This window comes from Paenibacillus woosongensis (assembly GCF_009725165.1).
Lineage (GTDB): Bacteria > Bacillota > Bacilli > Paenibacillales > Paenibacillaceae > Fontibacillus > Fontibacillus woosongensis.
The window spans coordinates 39,218-63,409 of record NZ_WNZW01000006.1 but is presented as its reverse complement, the minus strand read 5'-3'; the positions used below and the strand labels follow the sequence as shown (position 1 = coordinate 63,409).

16 protein-coding genes and 1 pseudogene are annotated in these 24,192 nt (G+C 55.2%); 2 read left to right on the top strand and 15 right to left on the bottom strand.

What is annotated here, in order from left to right:
* Positions 1-20: 20 nt before the first annotated feature.
* The 8 genes and pseudogenes from GNP95_RS15595 to GNP95_RS26775 all read right to left on the bottom strand — a co-directional run.
* On the bottom strand, positions 21-407 hold the full coding sequence (locus tag GNP95_RS15595) for a YmaF family protein (RefSeq protein WP_155611798.1): 387 nt from the start codon (positions 405-407) through the stop codon (positions 21-23).
* Positions 408-892: 485 nt separating this feature from the next.
* Positions 893-2,068 carry a DUF4272 domain-containing protein gene (locus GNP95_RS15590; protein ID WP_330163465.1) on the bottom strand — a complete coding sequence of 392 codons (1,176 nt, stop codon included), beginning with the start codon at positions 2,066-2,068 and terminating at the stop codon, positions 893-895.
* Between the two features lie 65 nt (positions 2,069-2,133).
* Positions 2,134-2,895 carry a class I SAM-dependent methyltransferase gene (locus GNP95_RS15585; RefSeq protein WP_155611796.1) on the bottom strand — a complete coding sequence of 254 codons (762 nt, stop codon included), beginning with the start codon at positions 2,893-2,895 and terminating at the stop codon, positions 2,134-2,136.
* Positions 2,896-3,146: 251 nt separating this feature from the next.
* Entirely contained in the window at positions 3,147-3,902 is a 756-nt protein-coding gene (locus tag GNP95_RS15580; RefSeq protein ID WP_155611795.1) for an AAA family ATPase, read from the bottom strand.
* Positions 3,903-3,905: 3 nt separating this feature from the next.
* Positions 3,906-5,744, bottom strand: coding sequence for an ABC transporter ATP-binding protein (locus tag GNP95_RS15575; RefSeq protein WP_155611794.1), 1,839 nt, complete (start codon positions 5,742-5,744; stop codon positions 3,906-3,908).
* Positions 5,725-7,560 carry an ABC transporter ATP-binding protein gene (locus tag GNP95_RS15570; protein ID WP_155611793.1) on the bottom strand — a complete coding sequence of 612 codons (1,836 nt, stop codon included), beginning with the start codon at positions 7,558-7,560 and terminating at the stop codon, positions 5,725-5,727. The genes GNP95_RS15575 and GNP95_RS15570 overlap by 20 nt, the downstream gene beginning before the upstream one ends.
* Before the next feature lie 154 nt (positions 7,561-7,714).
* A complete protein-coding gene (locus GNP95_RS26780; protein ID WP_413773752.1) occupies positions 7,715-7,888 on the bottom strand; it encodes a hypothetical protein in 174 nt (57 codons plus the stop codon).
* Positions 7,889-7,901: 13 nt separating this feature from the next.
* Positions 7,902-7,970, bottom strand: a pseudogene (locus GNP95_RS26775) (ATP-binding cassette domain-containing protein); the annotation flags it as partial.
* A gap of 292 nt (positions 7,971-8,262) precedes the next feature.
* Between GNP95_RS26775 and GNP95_RS15560 the strand changes: the two are divergent.
* Together GNP95_RS15560 and GNP95_RS15555 are read left to right on the top strand one after the other, a co-directional pair.
* Entirely contained in the window at positions 8,263-9,618 is a 1,356-nt protein-coding gene (locus GNP95_RS15560) for an ammonium transporter (protein WP_155611792.1), read from the top strand.
* A gap of 452 nt (positions 9,619-10,070) precedes the next feature.
* On the top strand, positions 10,071-10,544 hold the full coding sequence (locus tag GNP95_RS15555; protein ID WP_155611791.1) for a hypothetical protein: 474 nt from the start codon (positions 10,071-10,073) through the stop codon (positions 10,542-10,544).
* Between the two features lie 378 nt (positions 10,545-10,922).
* Here the strand turns inward: GNP95_RS15555 and GNP95_RS15550 are convergent, their stop codons facing one another.
* The 7 genes from GNP95_RS15550 to GNP95_RS15520 form a co-directional block, all read right to left on the bottom strand.
* Entirely contained in the window at positions 10,923-11,519 is a 597-nt protein-coding gene (locus tag GNP95_RS15550; protein ID WP_330163464.1) for a P-loop nucleotide/nucleoside kinase family protein, read from the bottom strand.
* Between the two features lie 175 nt (positions 11,520-11,694).
* Entirely contained in the window at positions 11,695-15,018 is a 3,324-nt protein-coding gene (locus GNP95_RS15545) for a GAP1-N2 domain-containing protein (protein WP_230873865.1), read from the bottom strand.
* A gap of 2 nt (positions 15,019-15,020) precedes the next feature.
* A complete protein-coding gene (locus GNP95_RS15540) occupies positions 15,021-16,283 on the bottom strand; it encodes a TRAFAC clade GTPase domain-containing protein (RefSeq protein WP_155611789.1) in 1,263 nt (420 codons plus the stop codon).
* A 26-nt stretch (positions 16,284-16,309) separates the two neighbouring features.
* Positions 16,310-16,957, bottom strand: coding sequence for a beta-mannanase (locus tag GNP95_RS15535; RefSeq protein ID WP_155611788.1), 648 nt, complete (start codon positions 16,955-16,957; stop codon positions 16,310-16,312).
* A 30-nt stretch (positions 16,958-16,987) separates the two neighbouring features.
* Positions 16,988-18,274, bottom strand: a complete 1,287-nt coding sequence (locus tag GNP95_RS15530; protein WP_155611787.1) for a vWA domain-containing protein — start codon at positions 18,272-18,274, stop codon at positions 16,988-16,990.
* A 96-nt stretch (positions 18,275-18,370) separates the two neighbouring features.
* Entirely contained in the window at positions 18,371-20,794 is a 2,424-nt protein-coding gene (locus tag GNP95_RS15525) for a transcription initiation factor TFIID (protein WP_155611786.1), read from the bottom strand.
* Positions 20,794-24,183 carry a tubulin-like doman-containing protein gene (locus GNP95_RS15520; RefSeq protein WP_155611785.1) on the bottom strand — a complete coding sequence of 1,130 codons (3,390 nt, stop codon included), beginning with the start codon at positions 24,181-24,183 and terminating at the stop codon, positions 20,794-20,796. The genes GNP95_RS15525 and GNP95_RS15520 overlap by 1 nt, the downstream gene beginning before the upstream one ends.
* Positions 24,184-24,192: the final 9 nt, after the last annotated feature.

Sequence of the window (24,192 nt, the reverse complement as noted above, 5' to 3'; positions counted from 1 at the left end):
ACCAGACTATCTCAGCCCATTCAGGCCTCCTCGTTGCCCGTATTCCCGCGGTAGTGATGCCGATGCGGCGTGCTTCCGTCTACTGTCGTGTACCCTTCGAAATAATGGTAATGCCCGCCCCCAGGCAATGGGATCGCCGGCCCTGTTGTCCCTCTAATTTTATGAGTGTGGCCTGCGTTGAAGGAGGTCACCGCATAATAGGTATGAACATGCTGCACCCCGCTTGGAGCCGGTTCCGTTCTGCCAGCGTAATGATGACTGTGTCCAACATCATAGGATGTCTCCCCTGCAAAAGGATGAACATGGACAGGTTTTCCATTCCAAGACGTAATATATAGCTTATGCGAGTGCTCAGATTCGGAACCATCTTCCCGATGGACAACAAAGCCAGTCACAGGTATCTCCAACAAAAACTCCCCTTTTCATTGTGATACTGAATTGTATGCCGGGGAGCAGCGGAGAGTTCGATGGTCTAAAGCTCTTAATTTGGCGGACTTCAACGGTATGGGGATGGCAGAAGAAGATTGCACAAACGATAAAACTTGCTCTTACCACAGATGAAGTTATGGTTATTCCACAGAAAATGGCACGCAACTTGTACCGGAATGCATTTTATTCGTCTTCCACAAGCTCAAGTAACCATTTAGTGGAGATTTTTGAAAAACTAAATGTATTTTATACATCTAGTTAAGCTCTTTTATCAAAAATACATACGCTAAATGCAAAACATGCAGTTAGTTTGCCTGAATGGAACGAATTCGCCGAAATAGCTGAAAACTAAATGTAGGTTTTGCAGTTAGTTCCCGCTAACACGGCCAAAACCGCTGAACTAACTGCATGAAATACATCTAGTACCTGATCCAAACAGCGACCACAAATCAGTTCCCTAACCCTAAGTATCCATACGAACATGATCCCATGATTCATCTCCGCAGCCAATCAGCCAGAACAGCGCCCTGCGCCGCTCCATGACGATGCTTTCGTTCATCCCGGCCGGCGCGCTCTCCCCTTTGACTCTGCTGTTCACACAGGCCCACTGCAGACGGTAGGTCCGATCCGCTTCATCCAAAATTTCCTCTGGACGCCGCAGCAATGTTCTATCCAGGAACTCCTCGAAGCTATCACAGCTGGACACCGCCTGAATCGCAAAATCGCAATCACAAGTCTGGCTGGGAAATTCGAGCGACTCCACCAGACCCAAAGCCCAGATCAGCGCCCAATAGGCCTCGTATTGCCAGGAGATATTCACCGCATCCTGATGCTCGGGCTCCTCCTGCTGGAGCAGCTCTGCTTCATTTTCCGTCAGGGCAGCCGCTACCCCATACTTATCCAGCATCCCTGTCACGAACTGCCTGGATTGCTCCAGATCCTCATCCTGTAGAACATCACAGGCATACTGGATCACAAGCAGCAGAGCCACCGCCCGACGGGCGATTTCCTCACCCGACTTAAACCGTAAATCCGCCAAAGGTGGTAGCTGGGGCAGCCCTTCATTCCAGGGGATATTCCTCTCCCGCAAATAAGCGATCGTCGCTAGCTTCCGCTGTTCGCCCTCGGCTGAAACCCGTTCCTCGCCTCTAATTTTGCGCGTGCAAGCCCTTGGCCTGAACTCGGCATTGCCTGACCTTCCGTCAGGATGCACAATGACACGACCGTCGTGATCGGCCAGCGTCCCGTCCGGGAAGAAGCCGATGCCATCCACGCCGCGAAGAAGCCCCCGGAACAACGTCAGGTAAGCCTCGTCGTAATCCTTCTCCGTCTCAATCGCCAGCATCGTATTAATCACGGAAATCTGCGTAAGCACAAGCCGCTTAAGCTTCTCGTCCTCAAACGGAATACGATCGTAGAACCCCATCATGCCAGGAACATTGTTCGCAAAATAATCCGGATCTGTATCCTCGGTGGCAACCCGGATGACCATCTTGTTCTTGTTAAACCATTTTCGCGGCTGAACCACATATTCCCCGGGACCGCCGTCTATTTTGTAGCCGTCTGCAAATATTTCCGCTATTAAGCCTGGAATATCTCCGGTATCATTCCTTGAAGCAAATATCGTAAAATGCCGCACGATAAAACTACGCCTCCTTAAAAACGGGGCTGCAATAGCCCCGCTGATAGAATTATCTATATGATCTATATCGGTTTGCGAGCCACGATGAAAAAACGGTGCTCCCGGCTCTCCACACAGCCGTCCTGCTCCAGCTTCTTCTGCAGCTCACACAGCTTCTCAAAGCACCGGTCCACAGAAAACCCGGCAAACTCCCATTCGATGACCCTCGCAAAATACACCAGCGCCCCGATATCCAAAAACCGGAGACGGGGAAAATACTCATGCCGCTCCATGACCATTAATCCAGCCACCGTTAACTCGCGAGCCGCCTGCTCCAGGCCGAACCCGGAATCTGTGGTCATCCCTTGTTCCCCAAGCAGCCAGCGGGACAGCGCCCGGTTGTTCTGCCCGCCTACCTGCTGGGTAATAAACCAGCCGCCCGGCTTCAGGACTCTAGCCAGTTCCTGCACCGAATAGGCTTCATGACGATTGATCACCAAATCGAAGAACCCGTCATCAAAAGGCAGGCTCGCATCATCGAACACCTGTCTGACCTCAATCCCATAAGCGGGCAAAACAGCCCGGCAGAGCTCAAAATTCGGCGGATATGCCTCTGTCGCAAACGTTCTCCCTCTTGGAGGCTGGAGCGACCGTAGAAACTCACCGCCCCCGGTCCCCATATCGAGCATCACGCACTCTCCGCTCATCTGGGCCAGCACCGCAGCTTTGTAATCCCAAGGCAGATCCTCCTCCGCGATGCGCCCGTTCAAGGAGGAGAAATCCCACCCCTTAAAGCTCTTTTCTTCTTCCTTTTTCCATAACTCTCTTAATCTCTCACGATTCATCTGGCATCCCTCTCTCTTGAATTTCACTAGAAAACAAAATGTCAATCTAGCCTAAACCACAGAGAGGTGCAGCTGCCGGATAACAATAAGCAAGCCCAATAACAAGCCCCTTAGCCCGGTACAATCGGTTATCCGCTACATGGCAGCTGCACCGGGCAAATACCGTATTTTCTCACCGTCCTCAAAATCATCGACTACTCACCTCATAAACTTTTTATGTATTGAATTAAAAAGGGAGCCGCCGCAGTTCTTCACTCCAGCAGCTCCCTCAGCATACGTTCCCGGCCGTTCATAAACTCCTTCATGATCATGAAATGATCCGTCTCCTCCAGCGTCGCCTCGCGAATCCCCTCCGGGGTCAGCTGGTAAATCACACTATCCGGGTAGGCCATAATGATCGGTGAATGCGTGGAAATAATCAGCTGCGAATACTCACTCACGAGCTGATGAATCCGCGACAGCATCGCCATTTGACGGTATGGGGACAAAGCGGCCTCGGGCTCGTCCATAATATACAGGCCCCTTCCGCGAAAGCGGTTCATGAACGCTGCAAAAAACGATTCGCCGTGCGACATCATATGCAGCGGCCTGCCGCCGTAAGAGCCGACTACCGAAGGCCCGCCCACTCCCTCATCCAGCCGCCCGATCTCCGTGGCCAGATTATAGTAGCTCTCCGCCCGGAAGAAGAAGCCGTCCCTCGGCTTGCGCACGCCTCTCACCAGACGAATATATTCATGCAGCTCGGAATGCGTCTCGGCGGTCGAGAAGTTGAAATTCAGCGTCCCGCCCTCCGGGTTGAAGCCAAGAGCGACCGCGATCGCCTCCAGCAGCGTCGATTTGCCCATGCCGTTCTCGCCGACGATATAAGTCACTCTCGGGTGGAATTCAAGCTGCTCCAGATCAGCAACCACCGGCAGATGAAAAGGGTACTCCCGAAAGGACGGCACCTCCTCCCGCCGCAGCGCAATGCTGCGCAAGTAGGCATCCATTTTCGACAGACCGTTCATAGGCTATTCGTCCTCCCCCTGCAAAGTCCCGTGATACAGCTCGCTGTAGAAGCCCTCCTGCCGCAGCAGCTCCTCATGCGAGCCCTGCTCGATCAGCCGGCCGTCCTTCAGCACGAGGATTTTATCGGCCTGACGGATCGTATTGAGCCGGTGCGCGATGACGAAGCTTGTTCTGCCCTTCATCAGCCGCTGCAGACCCTCCTGGATTTTGAGCTCGGTCACCGTGTCGATGCTGCTGGTCGCTTCGTCCAGCACGAGGATCGACGGATTGGCGAGGATCGCCCGCGCGATCGCCAGCAGCTGCCGCTGTCCCTGGCTGATGCCGCTGCCGTCCGCATCGAGCATCTTATCGTAGCCGTCCTGCAGACGCATAATGAAGGAATGCGCATTCGCCAGGCGAGACGCCTCCTCTACCTCCTCATCGGTCGCATCGAGCCGCCCGAAGCGGATATTTTCCCGGATCGTCCCCTTAAACAGGAAGGAATCCTGCAGCACGAACGCCATATGGGAACGCAGACTCTCCCGCCGGATCGACGTAATATCCCGGCCATCGACCGTAATAACCCCTTTAGACGGATTGTAAAAACGGGACAGCAGCTGGATCAGCGTCGTTTTTCCCGCTCCCGTAGGGCCCACCAAGGCGATCATCTCCCCCGGCTTCGCCTCAAAGCTGATCCCCTCCAGCGTATCGCCGCCCTCTTCATAGGAGAACGATACGTCCGAGAACCGGACAGCGCCCTCCACCTGCTGCAGCGTGACCGCTGCTCCTTCGTCCCTTTCCTCGACCTCTTCGTCCATCACCTCGAACACCCGCTCCGCCCCGGCAATCGCCGACAGCAGCGTGTTCCACTGGTTCGCCAAATCATTCAGCGGCCGGGTAAACTGCCGCGAATATTCCACGAAGACGATGATCACACCTACCGTAATCGCGCCGCGGATCGCCAGAATGCCGCCGACCCCGGCGACCAGCGCAAAACCCAGATTATTCAGCGCGTTCATCAGCTTCGGTATGAAGCCCGAAATCGTCTGCGCCCAGAATCCCGATTGCCGGATCGCATCGTTGCGCTCCCTGAACTCGCGCATCACCCGCTCCTCCTGCGAGAAGGCTTTGATGATCCGCTGCCCGGACAGCGTCTCCTCGATATAACCGTTCAGCTCGCCCAGATTCTTCTGGCGCTCCTTATAGAGCGGGCCCGTCCGCCGGGTAATCCAGCGCATCCCAAGCATCATCAGCGGCACGATCATGAACGTCAGCAGCGTCAGCAGCGGGCTGAGGTACAACATGACCGCCAGCGTCCCGATCAGCGTCAGCACACTGGAGAAAATCTGAATCGCCGAACTGTTCAGCGTCGAGCTGACATTGTCGATATCGTTCGTCAACCGGCTCATAATCTCGCCCTGCTGCCTGGTTCCGAAGAACGGAATGGGCAGCCGGTGAAGCTGGCGGAACAGATCGATCCGCATGCGGTACACCGTCTCCTGAGCGATCTCGATCATCCAAATATTTTGCAGCCAGGAGCTCAGCGAGAATCCGATATACACTGCCCCTAATCCTGTTAAAAATAACACCCACGGCGCTCCCCCGCCCCCTGCGAGGAAATCATCCACGGCAACGCCGATCAAATACGGTCCCAGCAGCGCCAGCGCCGAGCTGGCCACCACCATCAGCAGGACGAGCGCCAGCTTCGCCTTGCGCCGGGCCAGATACTGCCAGATGCGCCCCAGCGTCCCCGACCAGTTCTTGGCCTTGGCCTTTGGCTTGCGCCCCGCGGCAGAGCCAGCGGCGTTAGCATCCAGCTTCGGATAAGGATGCCGGAACGGTTCAACGAAGGTTTTGAGCATGCTGCGACGCCTCCCCGTACTGAGATTCGTAAATCCGCCGATACAGCGGAGATTCCGCCATTAATTCCTCATGGCTGCCCTTGGCGATAAGACGCCCCTCATCAAGCAGCAGAATGAGGTCGGCCGACGTGGTGGAGCTGATTTTTTGCGTAATAAGAAAAGTAGTGCAGGATAACCGCGTCAGCTCCTCCAGTAAAGCCGCCTCTGTCCTGACGTCCAGCGCGCTCGTGCTGTCGTCCAGAATAAGGATCGCCGGCCGGCGCACCAGCGCCCGGGCGATTGACAGCCGCTGCTTCTGCCCGCCGGACAAATTCACGCCGCGCTGCCCGAGCATCGTGTCGTATCCATGGGGCAGCCGCTTGATCGTCTCGTGAATCTGCGCCTGCTTGGCCGCATTCACGATTTGCTCCATGCTCGCATCCTCGCGGCCCCAGGCGATATTGTCCCGCACCGAGCCCGAGAACAGCATGACCTCCTGCGGAACATAGCCGATTGCACCGCGCAGCTGCTCCGGCTCCATCTGGCGGATGTCGCGGCCGTCGATGCGGATCGTTCCGCCCGTCGCTTCATGCAGGCGGGGAATCAGTTGAACGAGCGAGGTCTTGCCCGACCCGGTAGCCCCCATGATCGCGATCCTCTGCCGAGGCTTGGCCTCAAAAGAGATCTCCTGCAGCACCCGAATATCGCTGGCCGGGTAGCTGAAGCTCACCTCGTCAAACTGTACCTCGCCCTGGATCGGAAGGTGAGTCTTATCGGCAGCACCAGCCTGCTGAGAGGGTTTCTGTCCCCCATGAGCTTGACGTCCTTCACTGGCTTCACGGGCATGTCCAGCCTTGTCCGTCACCATAGCTCCTGCTTCCGCCGATCCTTCTTCCTCCTCCGTACGGAGCACCTCCACGACCCGCTGGCCGGAAGCAGCCGCCCGCGAATACGAGCTGATGATCCAGGATAGCGCGGACAACGCCCCAATCGTGCGCAGCGAGTAGTTCAGCACCGCCACCACCTCGCCTGTCGTGGCCTGTCCCGATGCAATATCCAAGCGGCCGAACCACAGGATCGCGATTATGCCGCCGTTCATCATCAGCAGCATGAGCGGCATCGTCGTCTCCGTCAGCCGCAGGGCAGAGACGGTGCCCTGCATCAGCTCACGGCTCCGCTGCTCGAACCGCTTCATTTCATGACCGACGCGAACGAACACGCGGATCAGCCGCATGCCGGTCAGATTCTCCTGAATAACCCCGTTCACCGTATCCATCCGCTGCTGCACGGCGCGAAAGAGAAGGGATGTTTTTTTCATCATCCACATAATGAAGACCGCCAGCACCGGCGCCGTTACCGTCAGCAGCAGGCCCAGCTTCACATTTACGATCAGAGCCATAATGACGCTCCCCGTCACGACCAGCGGGACACGCGTCGCAAAGCGCAGGCTCATGAACACCATTTCCTGCAGCTGTGTAATATCCCCGGTCAGACGCGTAATGAGCGATGACGTCGGGAATCTGCTGAACACCGCATACGAGAAGGTCTGAACTTTGTCATACAGCTTGTCGCGCAGATCATATCCAAACCCCTGGCTGGCATGGGACGCAAAGAAGGAGCTGGCCAACCCCGCCGCAAAAGCAAGGAGCGCGCTCACGACGAGCACGCCTCCCCACAGCCAGACGACGGACAGATCCTGCTTGCTGATCCCGTCATCGATAATGCGGGAGATGAGCAGCGGCTGGATCAGCTCCACAAACAGCTCGATCAACATCATGCAAATTGCCGACATGGCGGCAATGCGGTATTTTTTGATAAAAGATAATATTGTAGCCATTCTGCTTACCTCCGGATGATTTCCGCCTGGCTTAGCACTCTAGCTTGTCATTCCTGCTGCGCTCGCCTAATTTGCTGTTTTTGTATCATTCGACAAAACCTGCTGTATGTTATATTCCGGTTTTTTGCCGAAATTCCTTCATCATTAGACATAGTCATGTAAACATAATGCATCGCAGCGTTCTCCGTGATTCTGGCCACCTGCACCTTGAAATAGAATTGGTACACAATTCGACGTCATGGCGGCCATCCCCCGTCAACCCCTTGCTGCTGAACTTGGCAATGTCCTTCCCGTCGACGAGCACCTCGCCTTCGTCCGCCGTATCCATCCCCAGGTATATTAAGCAGCGTGGATTTCCCTGCCCCGCTTGGACCCACGATAATCGCGAATTCACCATGATGAAAAAATATAGAATTTTCCCTGTGCAGCTCACGTTTTATTGCCTTTATACCTAGTGTAACACAACAAAAAAAGCAAGCAAAAAAACCTCATTAGATCTACGGCATCACCGCAAATAAATACAAATCACATTTAGTTTACGATCCCCAGCAGCCTGATAGAACAAAGCGTTTTCAAGCAAATTTCTGACGCAATACTATATATTAAATGCGAAAAAGTGCATGTAATCCCAAGGCTCCTCCCGTTTATAATTTCATTAACCTTTTTAGGGAATTAGTAATTATACTTGGAGGAGTGGGTAACATGATGGAAATTGGATTTAACTCGCTGTTCGTGTTCTTGGCCGCGATGCTGGTCTTTTTTATGCAGGCCGGGTTTGCTTTGCTGGAGGCAGGGAATGTACGAATGAAGAACGCCGGTCATGTTGCCGGCAAGACGGTGCTGACGCTGGGCGTGGCCATCCTGTCCTGGTGGGCCTTGGGTTTTGGTTTCGCTTTTGGCGACGGAAACAGCTTTTGGGGAACAGCAGGTTTTTTATTCGGGGGAGAAGGAGATAGCGGTTCGTTTAGCGTACTGGCCGACATCGGCGTACCGCTGAATTTAATGTTTCTGTTCCAGATGGCTTTTGCCGCGGTTTCACTGGCTATTGCCTGCGGCGGGATGGCGGAGCGGGCGAAGCTCAGCGTGTATATCGTGTTTGGGATTATTTTCTCAGTAATTATTTACCCTATGGTCACTCATTGGGTATGGGGCGGCGGCTGGCTTGGCAGCCTTGGGATGCAGGACTATGCTGGATCAACCGTCGTTCACTTGACAGGAGCGACCGCTGCGTTGGCCGCGACAATTCTGCTGAAGCCCCGACTGCGCAAATACAACAAAGACGGGAAGCCCAACAGCATTCCGGGGCATAACCAGGTCATTACGGTACTAGGGGTCATTATTCTGTGGATCGGCTGGTTTGGCTTTAACCCTGGAAGCGCGTTAACTCCGTTAAATGATGGATTTTTCGGGTACGTCCTAATGACTACAAATTTGGCTGCCGCAGCTGGCGGTGTTGCTGCTCTCCTCATTTCTTGGCTAGTTCGGGGTAAATCCGATATCCCGAGTATGTTGAACGGCGTATTGGGCGCACTTGTTGCCATTACGGGGTCTTGCGCCTTCCTTGATACCTGGGCTTCCATCCTGGTCGGTGCCGTGGCAGGGATCATAACCTTTGTTGCGGGGAGATGGATAGAACGTGCAGGCATTGACGATCCGATCGCTGCCGCCTCGGTTCACGGCATCGCCGGAGTATGGGGAGCCATCTCCACAGGTCTGTTCGCCACGCCGAAGCTGGTAGAATTGACGGGGGTCGGCCAAGCGGGATTGTTCTACGGCGGCGGCCTCGGACAATTGGGCGTGCAAATCCTCGGCGTCGTCGGCACGTTCGCCTTCGTCTTCATCCTCTCCTTCTCCATTCTGTGGGTGATGAAGAAGCTGATGGGCCTGCGCGTCTCGCAGGAAGAAGAGGCCATGGGCCTCGACCTGAGCGAGCATGGAACTTATGGTTATCCTGAGCATATGAAATGGAGAATGAAGACGGCAGGTGGCTCGCCTGTGAAGGATAGAGAAAATGATGGGCAGGATCTGCTAATAACACGACCTGCGGCGATGGAGTAAGTGGCGGGATGTGCGAGAGGGCTGCGGCCCTCTTTTTGCTTGGGAGAGAATGTCCTCACACGACGTAAGCATTATGATCACAAGTAATACGAATACTTGCATTTTATTAAAAAGTTGTCGGACACTAAATGGAATTCATGTATCTAATTATGCTCTAAATGCTTAATCGTGGAAATTAGATGGATATTATGTTGCTAAAGTCATGAATCCAATCCATACTGGCCAGTTACCCTTCTCTAACGACATGAAATACATTTAAAATCTACTTTTCCTTCTTTCACACAAAAACTAACTACTATAAATCCATTTATATCAGTTGAACTATTAGCCATGCGGCAGTGAATTAAGTAACTGGTGTACAAGAGGGCTGAGGCTCCCTTTTTTTGTATTTTAGGGTGTAATGTTATAAGATGGATTAAAATCCCATAAGATGCCGCCGGGGAGGTGTTCTGTTGAAAAAGAGCATTTGGCTGATTGTTTCAGCAGCTATTTCCCTACTTTCCACTTTTGCTTCTTTTCATATGAGATTATCTACATTTGATATCCGTAGACAGGCATTAGAGTCCAGCATTGAGTTCGATAATGCCGCAGCCCTTGGTTTAGACCTTATATTTTTTCCCATTGCTATATTTATCGTTCATATTGTATTACACCTTGCCATCATGCCAATCACTGTATTCTCGGATAAATATCGTCATCGGCGCATTGTAATACATGAGCTCTTCTCTTTTACGAAAAGTAAGATGATTAATTTTATAATGATATTACTATATCTGGCGTCGCTGTATTGCATATTCCCGATATTTACAAACGCCTACTATCCTTTTTGGAGCAAGTTGGCGGTTTGCACCGCTGTTTTCATGTATTTAATTTGGCTGCTCCAGATCATTCAGGAGAGAGCAGTTCTTCCCTATCAAGATCCCTGATCTTAGATATCAAGCGCATTGAAGAAACAGTAAGGTGAAAGGAAATTTGTATAAATAGAAAAATGCCGACATTCTGGGGATTCGTCTTTATTGGTGTAGTTATAATTGCAACGGTCTCGTGAGCAGGGCGCATATTCAAACCAAGCGTTTGCAGATAAACTAGCAACGGACTATAAAAAGCTGGTGGAGTTCCTGAATTGCAAAATACTTGGACAGGTTGGAGTTAAAGTAACTTGTAAACTTAAATAATCTGAAGCCCACTCTTCCTAGAATTTGAGAATGGAATGGGCTTTCTTTTTCTTTATAAATTTTGAAAACAGACTGCTTATCCCCTCCCCCAACAAAAAACGCCACCCCCAAGGGGCAGCGTTATCCTGCTTAACGGCTAGTAGCCTTCACAAACTCATACACCGAATCAACCTTCTCCGAGGTCAAATCGCCGCTGTTATCGAACACAAGAACAGAGGATTTTGGAATGTCCCAGTTAATCTCAGGAACAAACTGAACACGATGCTTGAAGTCGTCCCAATGCTCCAGCTTCCAGGTGTCGCGTTCGGTTTGGCGGTCGATGATGCGTTGTTTCTGCGTCTCCATATCGCTTAGTGTTACAACGATAACCTTCACGTCAACTTCGTTTTTCGTCAGACCCGCTGCGGAGATAACGTCTTCGATCCACTGCTTGTTCTTCAATTCAGCCGTAAAGGGAGAGATCATGAACACGTTCTGCCCTGCGGCCAGATTCTCGATGCAAATATCCTTGGTGGTGTCATACTCCAGATCGCGGAGATGCTTCTTATAGAAATCGGAGTCACGGTCGTTCACGTCCAGGCCGTTCATCTCCAAAATTTTCTCAACGAATCTTCCGCCTACGGTATCCCGATCCAGGAAAGCCGCCGGAATCCGGTCAGCAATCTTGCGGGCAACTGTAGTTTTCCCTGTACCAGCTACCCCTACAAAAAAAACAAGCTTCTGCACTCCAAGTCCCCCTAACTTTTAGATAAAAACAGTGTACCATTGCTTAGTTAAGGAGACAACGGCTTCAAGCACTGTATTTGTCCTTCTGACATTATTCTTAAGTCGCTATTCACGAATTACCCCATTCTTTTACATTAGGCTGATTTGCTCCATCTATAAGACGGGTTTACCAAGACTAAGGCTGAACTGTTTCAGACTGTGGCTGTGCTGGTTCTGCTGGCTGTGTAGGCTGTAAGCTCACGCCTGCCTTAGCTTCCGCCTCCTGGCGCGTAATAACCGAGTATTGCTGGTCGCCCACCGTTATTACGCTGCCTGTCAGAACATCCACCTTCTGGCCTAAAGAGACAGTAATTCGTGAAGAGTACACGGGCTTTGTTTCGCCATCAGTCTTACCGCTTGAGATACCGTTCGAAGCCCCCTCCGGTTGCGTCGCATTCGGATCGCCAGCCTGTCCACTCCCCGACGCATCCGTTCCTGATGTCCCGGCTTGGCCGCTTGTTCCAGCTCCTTGGTCAGCTTGACCATTTGAGCCACCTTGGCCATTCTGCGGAGCCCCGGCTCCTTGTCCTTCAACATTCCCAGCAGGGCCATCTAATGTTTCCGCCGCATCTCCAGAACCTGCCGCACCAGTGCTTGCCACAGAGCTGTCTGCAGCATCATTGCCTACCGCACTATTGCCCGCTCCGGTACTGTCTGCTCCACCATTCGCAGCTGTACCAGTGCCTGCTCCCTCATTCGCCGCCGAGCCAGCACTGCCTGCTGCCGAACCGTCAGAGCCACTAGTCCCGGCCCCCTCACTTCCATCACCACTGCCGCCCGATTCCGCACCGTCAGTTCCGCTGCTCGCTCCGTTTTCAGCCGAGCCTCCGGCAGCTGCGGTTCCATCCACACAGTAAGCGTCAAATTTCAAATTCGCAAACTGCTGAACGGTCTGATCCGGCGCTACAATCGACAATGCGGCAGGATCGAACATCTTGCATTTCTCTGCCCCGGCAAAAAGAAACACCAGCGAAGTTGTCTCCGCGCCGTCAGTGCCTGTCACCTGGTCGGCATAGACAAGCACTTCGGGTTCAACCGGAGCAGGCGGAGGGGTGGCCTCGGTCGGCGGTTTCGCGCCGCCAAGCATGCCCTGCTGCTGCATGATGATTAAAATGCCTGCAATGACCACTAGACCAGCCAGCAGAATCATCGCGCTCATTCTCGCTTTTTTCCCGTTCTGTGCCAGAAATCGCTTGAACGGCGAGGACAGTTCCAGGCGTATTTTGGCAAATACGGCGGCCAATGGCGCTCCCGCTTTATCGAAATAGCGGGTCCGGTAGTCCCTGTTCTTGAAGGCGTTCCGGTCATGCGTTTTGAAATAGTTCAGCAGCGCTGCCGTATAGCCAGAAACGATGCCGCGGCCATGGGCAAACTGCGGCTGTCCCTGCGACCAGAGCATGAACTCGTAAATCCGCTCCGGATCCTTCGCATTCCGCTGCAGGTAATCCAGCAGCGCCTTGTAATCGACCTGCCCGGATGTGGTGTCATAGAAGGCCAGCACGATTTTGCCGAAATGGGCCAGATCCACCGTAGATTGCAGCCATTTTTTGCCCAAATTCTGCAGCCGCCCCACATCCGCCGCAGGCAGGCCGTCAAAAATATCCTCCGCAGCCTCGCGCTGGGCAAACCATTCGTACAGCGCCTGCAGCATATCGACATGATTGCGCTGCTTGCCCTCAAGCAGCAGCCCGGCAAAGGCATCCGGACGAGCCAGAAACTCCGCCCCTGTAATTTGCTCCCGGGTCAGCCGTTCCAGCTCCAGCTCATCCAGCAGCACCCGCTTGGCCGCAAGCGACAGTTCCTCCGCCAGCTCAGAATCGGCCAAGGTCATGCCGCGATCCGTCACCGGGGTTCTTCCCCACTTGCGGATATGCTCCAGCGCCATATGTACCGCCGGCAGCAGCGGCTGCTCCTTCTTCAGCTTGTCCGCCAGAGCCGCAACCGCGTATTCCTTGAAGGCTCCGTTCCGCAGCACGCCCGGATGGGCGACGGCCCAGCTGTGCACCACGTTCAGCACTTCCCGCGACCCGAGCGCTTCCTCGAACTTGGCGCGGATGTAAGGCTCGAATAGTGAGCTTTCCAGATCGCTATTTTTAAGAACATGGTCAAAAAAGGTCTTGCTCATCTCCGGCTGGCTCTCCACCAGAGCGTACAGCGAACGGGCCAGGTCGGGCTTGTCCCCCATAACCGCATTGCCGATCGCATAGATCAAATAATTGATCAGCTTGATGCCATAGCTTCTGCTCTCCAGGCGATAGTAGTCCCTGAAGCATTCCACGACGGCCAGGTCAGGCATGTTCCGCAGCTTCACCGCATCGAATTCCCGGTCAAACGCAGCCAGGAAAATATCGTTCAGCCGGATACGCGATTCCAAAGCGCCTGAAGGCTCCAAATAACTCAGCAAGCCCCGCAGCACGGTAATTTTATGAGCCTCGTATAAGTCCCAATTTCCGGCCTCGATCTGGTAGAACACAGCCAGCTCATGATAGCTGGACAGCAGCAGGCGCCGCTGCGGCTCCATACCCGCCAGCATCTCATCCGCGAAGCGGTGGAACGCCTGAAGCCGCTCCAAATCGCCGATCGCCTTCCAGACCATTTCGAGATACGGCTGTCTTCCTTCCTCCAGCTCATCCTGCGGCGCGCGGCCGGTGGCGAGATCAAACACATAGTCCTTCTCAATTTCCCGGTCATTTGGCCGAATGCTGCCGCGCTCCACAAATTGCAGATGGATGAACTTGCGGCTCTGCGGCTCCTTAGCATACGTGATGAAGCCGAGGCGGCGGCGCTGCTCGAACGGCAGGCAGGCGTACAGCACCTGAACAAGCGCGGAGGCCGCTGCCGAAATTTGCTCCGCCGGCACGTCCAGCGCGACATAGACCTTCTTCCGGCCCTCGCCTACCGCGGTCATGACCGCGAACAACAGCCGCTTGAAGGTTTTCTCGTCCAGCTTCAGCTCATGCAGCAGCTTCTCGGCCATCAGGCGCGGCAGACCCTCCTGCGCATAACGCGGGTTCTGCGGAATGTGCTCAAGCTCCGGCAGCTGCCGGCCGATCTCCGGGACGTATCTCTCCGCAAACGCTGCTTCAACATAGTCGCGGTAATGAGTAACGATCTCATCCTGCCGCGCGGCTGGAATGATGTAGTTATGCGTCAGGAAGGCGCTGCGCAGCCCGGTAAAATCCGCCGACTGATACACGCTGCGCCCCAGCACCGTATCGCCGCCTTCCGTATGGAACAGATGGATCGCAGGCGGATAGCTGGCATCGTCCTTCTCGCCCCGGGAGACGAGCTCCGCGGGAGCATCGTAGCCGCAGAACGGATGCAGCTGTTTTTTGATAAACACCGCATCCAGGCCGTCTGAGGCCGCAACCGTGTCAAACCCTTCCGTCGCCCGAAAAATCCCGCTGCGCTCCCGGGTATAAATCTGCTGCTGAATCAAATCGGGAGATGATCGCTTCATGCTCAAGACATTTCTCTCCCCTCAATATACTTCAGCTTATACAGCAGCCAAATGAATGGTTCGTCCACGCGGATCGGCTGCACCACGTCCTGCAGCTTCTGATCCACTGGATTGCTGCCCAGCGCCGATACGGCGAAATAGCCCGTGTCCTTGAAATACACGTCCATCGTACCCTTGAACGGGCGATCGACCTTCTCAATGAAGCGGCGAATTTCCCCGTCGATGTTCTCGAACTCGGTCAAATTGAAATATTTGCGATGCACCGCATTGTTAAAAATATTGCTGTTCGACTTGATATACTCGCCCTCTTCATCCTTCAAGGCGTGCAGCATGTCGCTTTTCGTAAGCACGACGGCGGTCGGGATATCCGTCTTGCCCTGATCCTCATAGGCGATGAAGTCCCCGAACATCGTCAGCACAACATCCCGTGGTTCATCGTATTGCGATACCCATTCGCCCGGCTTGTCGCCGACATTGATGCGGATTTTCTCGCGGATCGAGCGGATCTGCAGCGGATCGACCATGAACAGCAGCGCTGAAGAATTTTTAATATGCTGCCCCTGCAGGCCCAGATAGTCCTGATCCACCATCCCTTCCCCGGCGACGTCGAAGAAGACCAGCGTTAGCGGCGGCTTCGACTCATCCTTGAACACGAATTGGAAAATAAACGGCTCCTGCATTTTCTCCTTCTGCGTGGAAGCCAGCAGGTCGCCGCGCTCGAACAGCGGCTCCTCGTACATCGTGCGGAACTTGCGGCTGATCTCCGCATTCAGCGGCATGCAGGCCGCGTCGAAATGATCGGCGGTCGTATTTTGCAGCGTATGGATCAATGCGGTCATATATACGGATTTTCCCACCTGGGAGGCGCCGACGATCGAAATGATGTTGCTCGGCACTTTGCCCGCCGTCACCGGCAGCTCGTTATGGCAGCTCGGGCACAGCCTGCGCCGGGTCACCTCGCCATAACGGTCGTTCAGCCCGATCAGGACATGATCGGAATAAATCAGATGCTCCGGCGGAACGTCCTGGGGACGCAGCACGGCTTCCATGTCATAGACGATGTCCAGTCCGAACCGCTCCCGGTATCTGTTCAGCACTTCGTCCTCGCGCAGCGCGTAATCCTCGTCGTCCTCGCGGTAATGAGTCGCCCGGAAGACAACATCGTCCGGCGCGAACTTGCTGAAGCAGTAAGGGCAGACAATATCGTAAAACAACGGCCGCGGCTCGGCCTGCGGTTTTCTCTTGAACAAATCAAATAAGCCCATCGTTCATTCCTCCTCGCTTGCGGTGCTTATTCAGGAATCAGCTCGAAGAACCGGCCGTACTTGCGGCCGTCCGTAAAGAACAGCCGCACGTAGTCGTTCTTGCCGACCTCGATAACGGGCAGCGTGGATCTGCCCGCCGGGAAATCCCGGAGAAAAGGGTACACCGTCCCGTCCTCGATGCTGGCCGGATAGCTGTCCTGCTTTTTCACATAACATAACGCTTCCTTAGGGACCTCCACCTCGGCGAGCACCGAAATTTGCACCGTCTTGTATTTGCGCAGCAGGCTGCTCTTCTGCCGGATCGAATAGCGGATTTTTGCCCGTCCGGTGCTGATCTCCACCGTATTCTCCGCTCCCGGCTGGCGAATGAGCAGCTTCTCCCCGTGCTCCATGATGCAGGCATACACGGTATAGCGCACCAGACCGACCTGGTCGATCCGGTCGCGGTACCCGCCTGCCGCCTTGTACTCCTCGCGGGTATACAGCCTCAATCCCTCGGGCTGCGGAGCATGATCGCTCTCCCCGTACAGGCCCCGGTCCGCCGCTCTCTCGTCAATATAGACCGCCTGCAGGCCTTCGGGCCATTGCCAGCGGAGCAGGCATTGATCCTCATCGAGCTTGTAGCTCAGCTGTGTGATCAGCGGCAAGCCTTCCTCTGCTTCAATAAAACGCATTGCTCTGCCCCCTTATGCCTTTAAAATCCCTTAAAATCCTCTGCTGCGCCGGTCCCGCGCCGGCTCCGTATACCCTGCAGCCGCATCCCGGACAGCAGCGCCTCTCCGGCGAATGCCGGTGCGTGCTCCGTTCTCGCGCATCGGCACGACGACTGTGAACACCGTCATCACCGCAGCCAGGATCAGGCAGGCCAGCAGCCGCAGCAGCGCATCGCCGACAGTTGAGCCGTTCAAGCCGAATTCCAGCAGCAGTCCGGCCAGAAGTCCGGCAACAGCCCCGCCGATTGTGAAGCTTTTGGCTAAATAGCGGTTATCGAACATGAGGCCCAGCGACAAGCCCAGCAGCGCCCCAAGCGCCAGAATCAGCACGATTCTCAGGATCATGTAATAGGCGCTATGCGCCATCAATCCGGTGCGCTCTGTCACCAGCGTGCGTTCGTCCAGATTGTCGTATATTTGCTGAAAGACAAAAGAAAGGTTGGCCGCATCGGCTTCGTCATAATACCGGCCGCCCGTTTCACTCGCGATCTCTTTGAGCAGGGTTGCTCCTTGGGAATTGCCATACCGGCTTAATCCCAGGCCCACTGTATTCACAACGACTCCCCGGCTCCGGTAATCGGCCAGCACTTGGGCCGTATTCACGTCGCTGAAGCCGTCGGACAGCAGAACCGCCATCGCACCGCTGGAGCTGTTCAGCCCTTTGATCTGCTCCATCCCGGATTCCAGCGCCAGGGCGATATCCGTGCCGAAATTCGTCGGCTCCAGCGCATCGATTGCGGCGTGCACCTCGCCCTTCACCCCCTGATCACGAACGCGAATAAAGGGCTGAATCAGCTCGGGCTGGTCATTGAACACAATGACCGCCACCTGCTTGCCGCTGTCCATTTGATCCACAAACGATTTGGCCGCCTCATAGCGCAGATCGTCCGGGTCCGTCTCCATCATGCTTCCGGAATTGTCGATAATGAGCACGATGTCCTTCACTGTCTTGGCGCGGCCGACATTCAGCTCATAAATGAATTCGAACGCCGTCCCTGCCAGGAGCAGCATCACAAGCGTAGCCGGAACGAGCAGCTTCCAGGAGGTGCCCATATATCTTTGCCGCCAGGAAGAGCCGTTCAGCCGCGGAGAAATCATTTCCGCAATCAGGCAGAACAGGCCGATCGAAAGGGCGAGAATGCCGAAATAGAGTCCAATAAGCAGAATTCCCGGCATCCGGCCGGACAGCTGCCCCAGCAGCACCTCGCCGATCACGAATCCGACGGCCCCGCCAATGAGGCTGAACAGCACCAACAGCCAGTTAATTTTACGCTGCATACACGTACTTCCTTCCTACAATTTTTATATATGCCACACCCCCTCCGGCACGGCGATAACGCCATCCGGGGGAACACAGCAAGTCTACGCAGGCGATTAACGCAGCTTGGGCAGCAAAGCCCGGTCTATTCCGTGAAATTCATAACCGTTCTGCGAATAAGTTTCATAATAGACTTTTCCATTCAGGTAATACATCAAGTCCTCAATGTGGAAGCCGCCCATCAGGTTGAGCTTCTCCAGGCCGCTGCTTCGTTGTTCATGAACACAGCCCAGCTTGTAAATCCGCGACGTCTCGTCTGCCTGGAAAATATGGCGCACGAGTTCGCTCGTATAATCGCCGAACACGTACTTCTCCTCGTAGCGATGCTCCTGCGTGTAATCGTACAAGCGAGCCTGGATCGCAGCGTTGTCCTCCAGAATGCGGTACAGCTTCTTGAACAGCTCCTCCTTGGTCAGCACCGTCTTATTGCCGTACTCGACCGTCACATTGGCCCGCTGGAGCAGCTCTTCCTCGAACGTCCGCTTGAACAGCGGCGAGGCCAGGATCGTCTGCTTGCAGACCTCGATCAGCCGGTCCGCCAGCCCTTCCGGGCCGTTCTCCATCAACCGGCGCGAGTCGCCGAGCGCACTCTCGGCAAAGAACGCGTGGCGTCCCCGCTTCGTTTCCCACTGCTCCATCAAATCGGCGGTCACCCGCTCGTAATACTCCATGATGTTCTGGCCAATATAATCATCCGCCGTCTTGATGCTGCCCAGCGCCGTATCCCGCAGCTCCCGCTCCAGCGATTCCAGCTGCGCAATCTCGGCGCGGTACCGGCCGTGCAGCCCCTGCAGCGCGTCCTCCAGCTTCGCGATGAGCTTCAGCCTCGTCTCCAGCAGCAGAATGTCCCGCTTGCGGGAATACACATTGTCGAACAAATAGCGGATCAGGCTGCGCAAATTATGCCGGTCCATGAGCGGAACGCGCGGAAAGGACTGCTCCTCCACCCGGCCCTGGCGGAACTGCTCCAATTCGGCCTTTGCCGATGCCAGCAGCAGCTCCGCTTCACGGCGGCTGCCTAGCAGGTGGGCGGCAACGCCCGCATCTCCGTCCCCGTCGCCTGTCCAGGCGGCCAAAGCATAGATTTGCACGTCCGGCCGCTGTTCAAGCGACCGCGTCACTGCCTGATCGAGCCATTTGGCCGCCTCAAATTCCTTCAAATGGCGAGCCGCCTCCTCCTCGAAATTGCGGCGGAAGAACGCCTCGCCCCCGCCGCCGAACAGCGTCTCCTCCGCTTCCTTCAGCGACAGCTTGCGCACGGCCCCGTAGCTGACATCATTCGTCATCAGGCCGTGCATTTCGCCAAGGCCTTCCCCGGAAGGCAGCATGCTCGCCGTTGTCCGCTCCAGAGCGGCCCCATCCAAGCCGAAGAAGCCCAGCTTCTCGGCAGCGGTCAGTTGCGGCTCCTGCTTCATCCGCTCCAGCAGGCCGCGGTAGAAGTGATAGAGCACAGCAAGGGCGATGGACTGGTTCGGCCGCTTCACCCGGGATAACCCGGCGGAGACTAAGCCCTGACGCCCCGACTCTGTCATAATATTGTTCTTGAACGAAGTATTATTGTAAGCCGGGTTGTTCGCGCCCCAGACCTGTTCCTTCTGATGCCTGTTCTTCAGCAGGCTAATATGCGAGATGATCTCGTAACAACTCTGCATGCCGTTCAACGAAGCGATCCCCCGCTCATCCCGGTCCGACAACACGTAGACAAGATCGAACAGCGGGGACTGCGAATGGGTGACCGGAATCGAGATCCCGTCCTCCGTTACGTGAAGCGGTGCGCTGAACTCGTAATTCGAATCCTGCATGAGCTCCAGCTCTCGGAGAAACGCCACGCCCAGCGAGCTGCTGTAGCCGAAGGCCTCCGCTCCCTCACGCTCGCTGATCAAGGCGTACAGGTCAAGCTGCACCGACTTGAACGATTGCCGGAAAATCGCTTCAGCCAGAAGCGAGATTTCCGGGACAAACACATTAAGCGGGTCATCGACCCGCGTAATGATCGAGAGGCGAACCCGGTCAAAGGACGGGTACAGCCTCCCATACTCGGCCAGAGCGCCGCTGGCCTGCCGCAGCACCCGGTTCAGCGCAGGCAGGCTCCCGGCTTCCTCATAGAACTGCCGATAAATGTCGCGGCGCGCAGCAGGCGCTGCCGAGCCCTCCTCTACCGTGACCGGAACGCGATAATGCAGCATACGTGGTGAGGAAGGAGCAGCAGACTGGTTCAAGCCGGCCCCGCCCGGTATCCCCGCCGAGCCAGCGGGAGGGCCATCCTCCGCCCCGACGTGAATGTAGATCAGGCCCTCGCTGTTCTCCCATTTCTTCTCGTTCATCTGCATGATCGGTTCAATGGCTTCTTTGCTCTTGTCGCCTATAAACAGAAATACTGCGGGATAATGAATGCTGCTCTGGTCGTCGCCCAGGCCCGTGCTGCGCTCCTCCGCCCGGTCATAGTCAGCGGCGAACTGCTCCAGCTTCTGCCTGATCATTATTTCAACCTTCTGCGAATGTCGTTCAGCTTCGCGGCGACCTGTCTGTAGAACTGGTACATCTCTTCCCCGTTAGCCAGCTCTACCTTCTCGTATTCCAGCGAGTCCCGCCCCTCCTGGAATCGTTCAGCCAGCTCATCCAGCGTCTGCAGCAGCGGCTGGATATCCTCGCTCGCCGTCAGCTCCGCGTCGCGGCGCGATGCCTTGCGCATCAAGGCGCTGCGGTTCTTCTCGTCCAAGCCGCGGAAATGCGTGAACACTTCGTATTCCACATAATTGCGGCTCTTCATCAAGTTGGCGAACGGCTCCCACGCCTCTTCCTCCGGATCGCGATCGTAGACGTAGAGCGCGCCCTTTTTCGTAATCGTTTCGGTATAGAGCGCCTCAATGAACTGCTCCAGCCACTTCTCCTCGTCCTGGTGCTGCTCCAGCACCGCATCCAGCTTCGCCGCCATCGCCGCAATTCCGTCGTACTTGGCGATCTCCTGCCGCACGCGCGCGATCAGCTCCGGCGTACGGATCAGGTTCTCCTTGGCCAGCTCCTCGTTGATGCTGCCAAAAATGTCCTTGTCGCCCTCCTGGGGAAGTCCTTCGGCCAGCAGGCGTCTGAGTTCAACCGCGGCACGCTTCACTTCGCCCAAATTCGGCTTCGGCGCGTCCAGACGCATGTCATAGGCAGCCAGCGTGCTCTCCAAATCGAACGGCTTCGTGAACACTGCGGAATAACGGTTGCTCGTATTGTGGTCGGCGTCTTTTTCCACGATGACCTTCAGCTCAAGCGCTTTGGCAAACTCCTCGCGCACTCGCGAGTTATAGCTCTGCACCCGCGAGTTGGTATACGTGTCGCCCCAGGATTTCTCCGGGATCGGCGAAGGCAGGTATGTCCAGTTGTTCTTATCCGTCTGCACCAGGTGGCGCCCGATTCCTTCCTTATCGAGAATCGTCCGCTCATAGCTCTCCTCGTACACCTTCAGCGGCGTGTAGACGAACAGCGGCACCCCGTTGCGCGTGTTCAGCCAGAAGATCCGGTTCTTCACTTCGCTTTCCTTGACCGTAAAATGCGATTTGCCGACCGCGTTGTTCTGGTAGTTGCGAATCCCTTTGAGGATGCTCGGCGCCTGCACCGGAACGGAGACGAAGCCCCAGGAAGGGAAATGCAGATTGCCCGTGCTGTTCGACAGGTGGAAGACCGGAACGGCCTCCTCATCCAGCTTGCTGGCAATGAAGCGCTCGACGAATTTCTCGATTGACTCGTCCTGCCCGTATTTAATGACCAGGAAATCCTCCATCGACTTCGTAATGAGATCGCCGAATTTCTCGGTCAGGAAGTCGGAGATGGAGCTGACGATATCGATCTCCTGCTCCTTCACCCATTGGTTTGAATTGTTCAACAGCTCCAGGGAGAAATCGCGAATCAGATCGTCGACGTCTTTCTTGTCCATGATGCCGCTGACGACACTGGAAATGTCCGGCACGCTGACGATATTCCAGTAGTACGTTTTGTTGCCTTTATGGTCCACCTGCTCCTCGCCGCTTGTCAGGATGTCCCCGTTTTTGGCAAAAATCGAGCTCAGCGCGTTTAGAATTTCCGTAAACACGCTGTAAATCCGGTTGTTCTCCTGGTTCAGCAGCTGATACAGATCCTCATAGAATTCGATCATTTGCTCCGTGCGCTCAACGTCCGCATGCAGCCAATATTCATGAATTTTCGCTTCGATATAAGCGTTCTTCTTCTTCTCCTTGGAGACGAATGCGCTCTTGGCGTCGCCCAGCTTCTCGTGCGCCTGATCCTGCGCCGCCTCGATGTCGCGCGGAATGCGCAGCAGGTTCTCACGCAGCGTCTCAATGTAGGACAGCAGCATTTTTAGAAGGCAGAAGCCTTTTTCCGTGTAGATCAAACGGGACACATAGAACGGACCTTGCTCCGGATGGAGGAACAGACGGCGGATCTGCTCGCTGAACTGCTCCAGCACCTCGCCAGGCAGCTGCTTCTTCGCCTTGATATATTCCTCTCTCGCCCGGGCCAGGAAGGTCTGCTCCAGCTCCGTATCCATGTTCACGACCTGGGATTTTACCACGTTGGCGAAGCTCAGCCGTTCGCTGTTCTCGTAGCCGGGCAGCGGCTCGGGAACGCGGGACTCAAATGTCTTGATCATGCTCTCAAGGTCGATGCCCAGCTTGCGGGCAAACTTCTCGACGTCCTCCTGGCTCGGCGCATGCTGGAACATTTTCTCCATTTTGCCGAACAGCCGGTATGCCAAATAAGTTGTCATTTCCTCGATCGGCAGCACCGCAGAGGACGCCCCGATAATGTTATATTCATAGTTCGCCGGGTACATCTTGTTCATTTGCGCGATGTTCGTGCGAATATTGCTGATATAGTCGTGGATCGCAAATTCCTCGCCGGACTGCTTCTCTTCGCTCGCCATAAAGTTCGTAATGTTCTCGGCGGTGACGTTCATGCAGTAGTCATAAGCGTTCTCCAGCAGCTTGCCCTCGGTATTCGTCGCCGAAATAAGATGGCACAGATTGAACGGCGGCAATGGAGAGTTAACCGTCAGAATGTTGCCGTACTGCTGCTTAAATCGCTCGCCGCGGCTGTCCACGTTCATCCAGTAGTCCAGCTCTTTCAGCGCCGCGTAGCCGTTCTTCTTGATGTACTCGCGCGTATGCTCGCTCAGGCTCTTGTTGGACAGGTTGATGTCCGGCGTAAACAAATAGCCGAGCGTATTCACCCGGTCGATCCCGGCCGAGCCGTGATCGCGTTCGATGATGCCGCGCACGATATAGGCGATGTCGAGGAAGCAGCCGCTTCCCGTACCGCCGGACAAGCCGGTCAACAGAAACACCATCAGCTTCTTGTTCGTGCCTACCGACAGCGTTTTGATTTTCTTATCGATCGCCTGCACGACCTGATTGATCTTCGTGAACAGCAGCAGCCGTCCGGCCTGCCGCACGCCCGCCGCCCCGTTCATACCGTCCGTAATGCTAAGTTCCGGGGACAGCCAATCGGTAATATACGGCTCCAAAATACTCCGGTTCTGCAGCAGTCCGCCGATTTCCGGGTTGGACAGCAGGACGAATTCATTGATTGGGTCGAGCCCGATTCCTTTATAGCGCTTCGTGCGGTCCTGCTCGTTCGTCTCGAACGCCAGGAATTCCACGTTGTCGGGCTTCTCGCGCTTCTTCTTGGACAACGGGTCCTCCGGCAGCTTGAAGCGGCGGTTGATCTGATATTTCAAGCGAAGCAATGCATCGATCCCCGTGCCGCCCAGGCCGATGATGAGGATCGGATTGTCGATCGTGTCGACACGGATTTTGTCGCTGACGATGCCTCCGCCTAGCGATACGTCCAATTGCTGGATATGCTCTCTGACTACCGGTTTCATATACGTTTC

What these genes read in the sequence shown, in the direction of transcription:
- GNP95_RS15585 (WP_155611796.1), bottom strand. Translation starts at nt 2,895, where the DNA reads ATGAATCGTGAGAGATTAAGAGAGTTATGGAAAAAGGAAGAAGAAAAG.
- GNP95_RS15580 (WP_155611795.1), bottom strand. Translation starts at nt 3,902, where the DNA reads ATGAACGGTCTGTCGAAAATGGATGCCTACTTGCGCAGCATTGCGCTG.
- GNP95_RS15575 (WP_155611794.1), bottom strand. Translation starts at nt 5,744, where the DNA reads ATGCTCAAAACCTTCGTTGAACCGTTCCGGCATCCTTATCCGAAGCTG.
- GNP95_RS15570 (WP_155611793.1), bottom strand. Translation starts at nt 7,560, where the DNA reads ATGGCTACAATATTATCTTTTATCAAAAAATACCGCATTGCCGCCATG.
- GNP95_RS26780 (WP_413773752.1), bottom strand. Translation starts at nt 7,888, where the DNA reads ATGGATACGGCGGACGAAGGCGAGGTGCTCGTCGACGGGAAGGACATT.
- GNP95_RS15560 (WP_155611792.1), top strand. Translation starts at nt 8,263, where the DNA reads ATGATGGAAATTGGATTTAACTCGCTGTTCGTGTTCTTGGCCGCGATG.
- GNP95_RS15545 (WP_230873865.1), bottom strand. Translation starts at nt 15,018, where the DNA reads ATGAAGCGATCATCTCCCGATTTGATTCAGCAGCAGATTTATACCCGG.
- GNP95_RS15540 (WP_155611789.1), bottom strand. Translation starts at nt 16,283, where the DNA reads ATGGGCTTATTTGATTTGTTCAAGAGAAAACCGCAGGCCGAGCCGCGG.
- GNP95_RS15535 (WP_155611788.1), bottom strand. Translation starts at nt 16,957, where the DNA reads ATGCGTTTTATTGAAGCAGAGGAAGGCTTGCCGCTGATCACACAGCTG.
- GNP95_RS15530 (WP_155611787.1), bottom strand. Translation starts at nt 18,274, where the DNA reads ATGCAGCGTAAAATTAACTGGCTGTTGGTGCTGTTCAGCCTCATTGGC.
- GNP95_RS15525 (WP_155611786.1), bottom strand. Translation starts at nt 20,794, where the DNA reads ATGATCAGGCAGAAGCTGGAGCAGTTCGCCGCTGACTATGACCGGGCG.
- GNP95_RS15520 (WP_155611785.1), bottom strand. Translation starts at nt 24,183, where the DNA reads ATGAAACCGGTAGTCAGAGAGCATATCCAGCAATTGGACGTATCGCTA.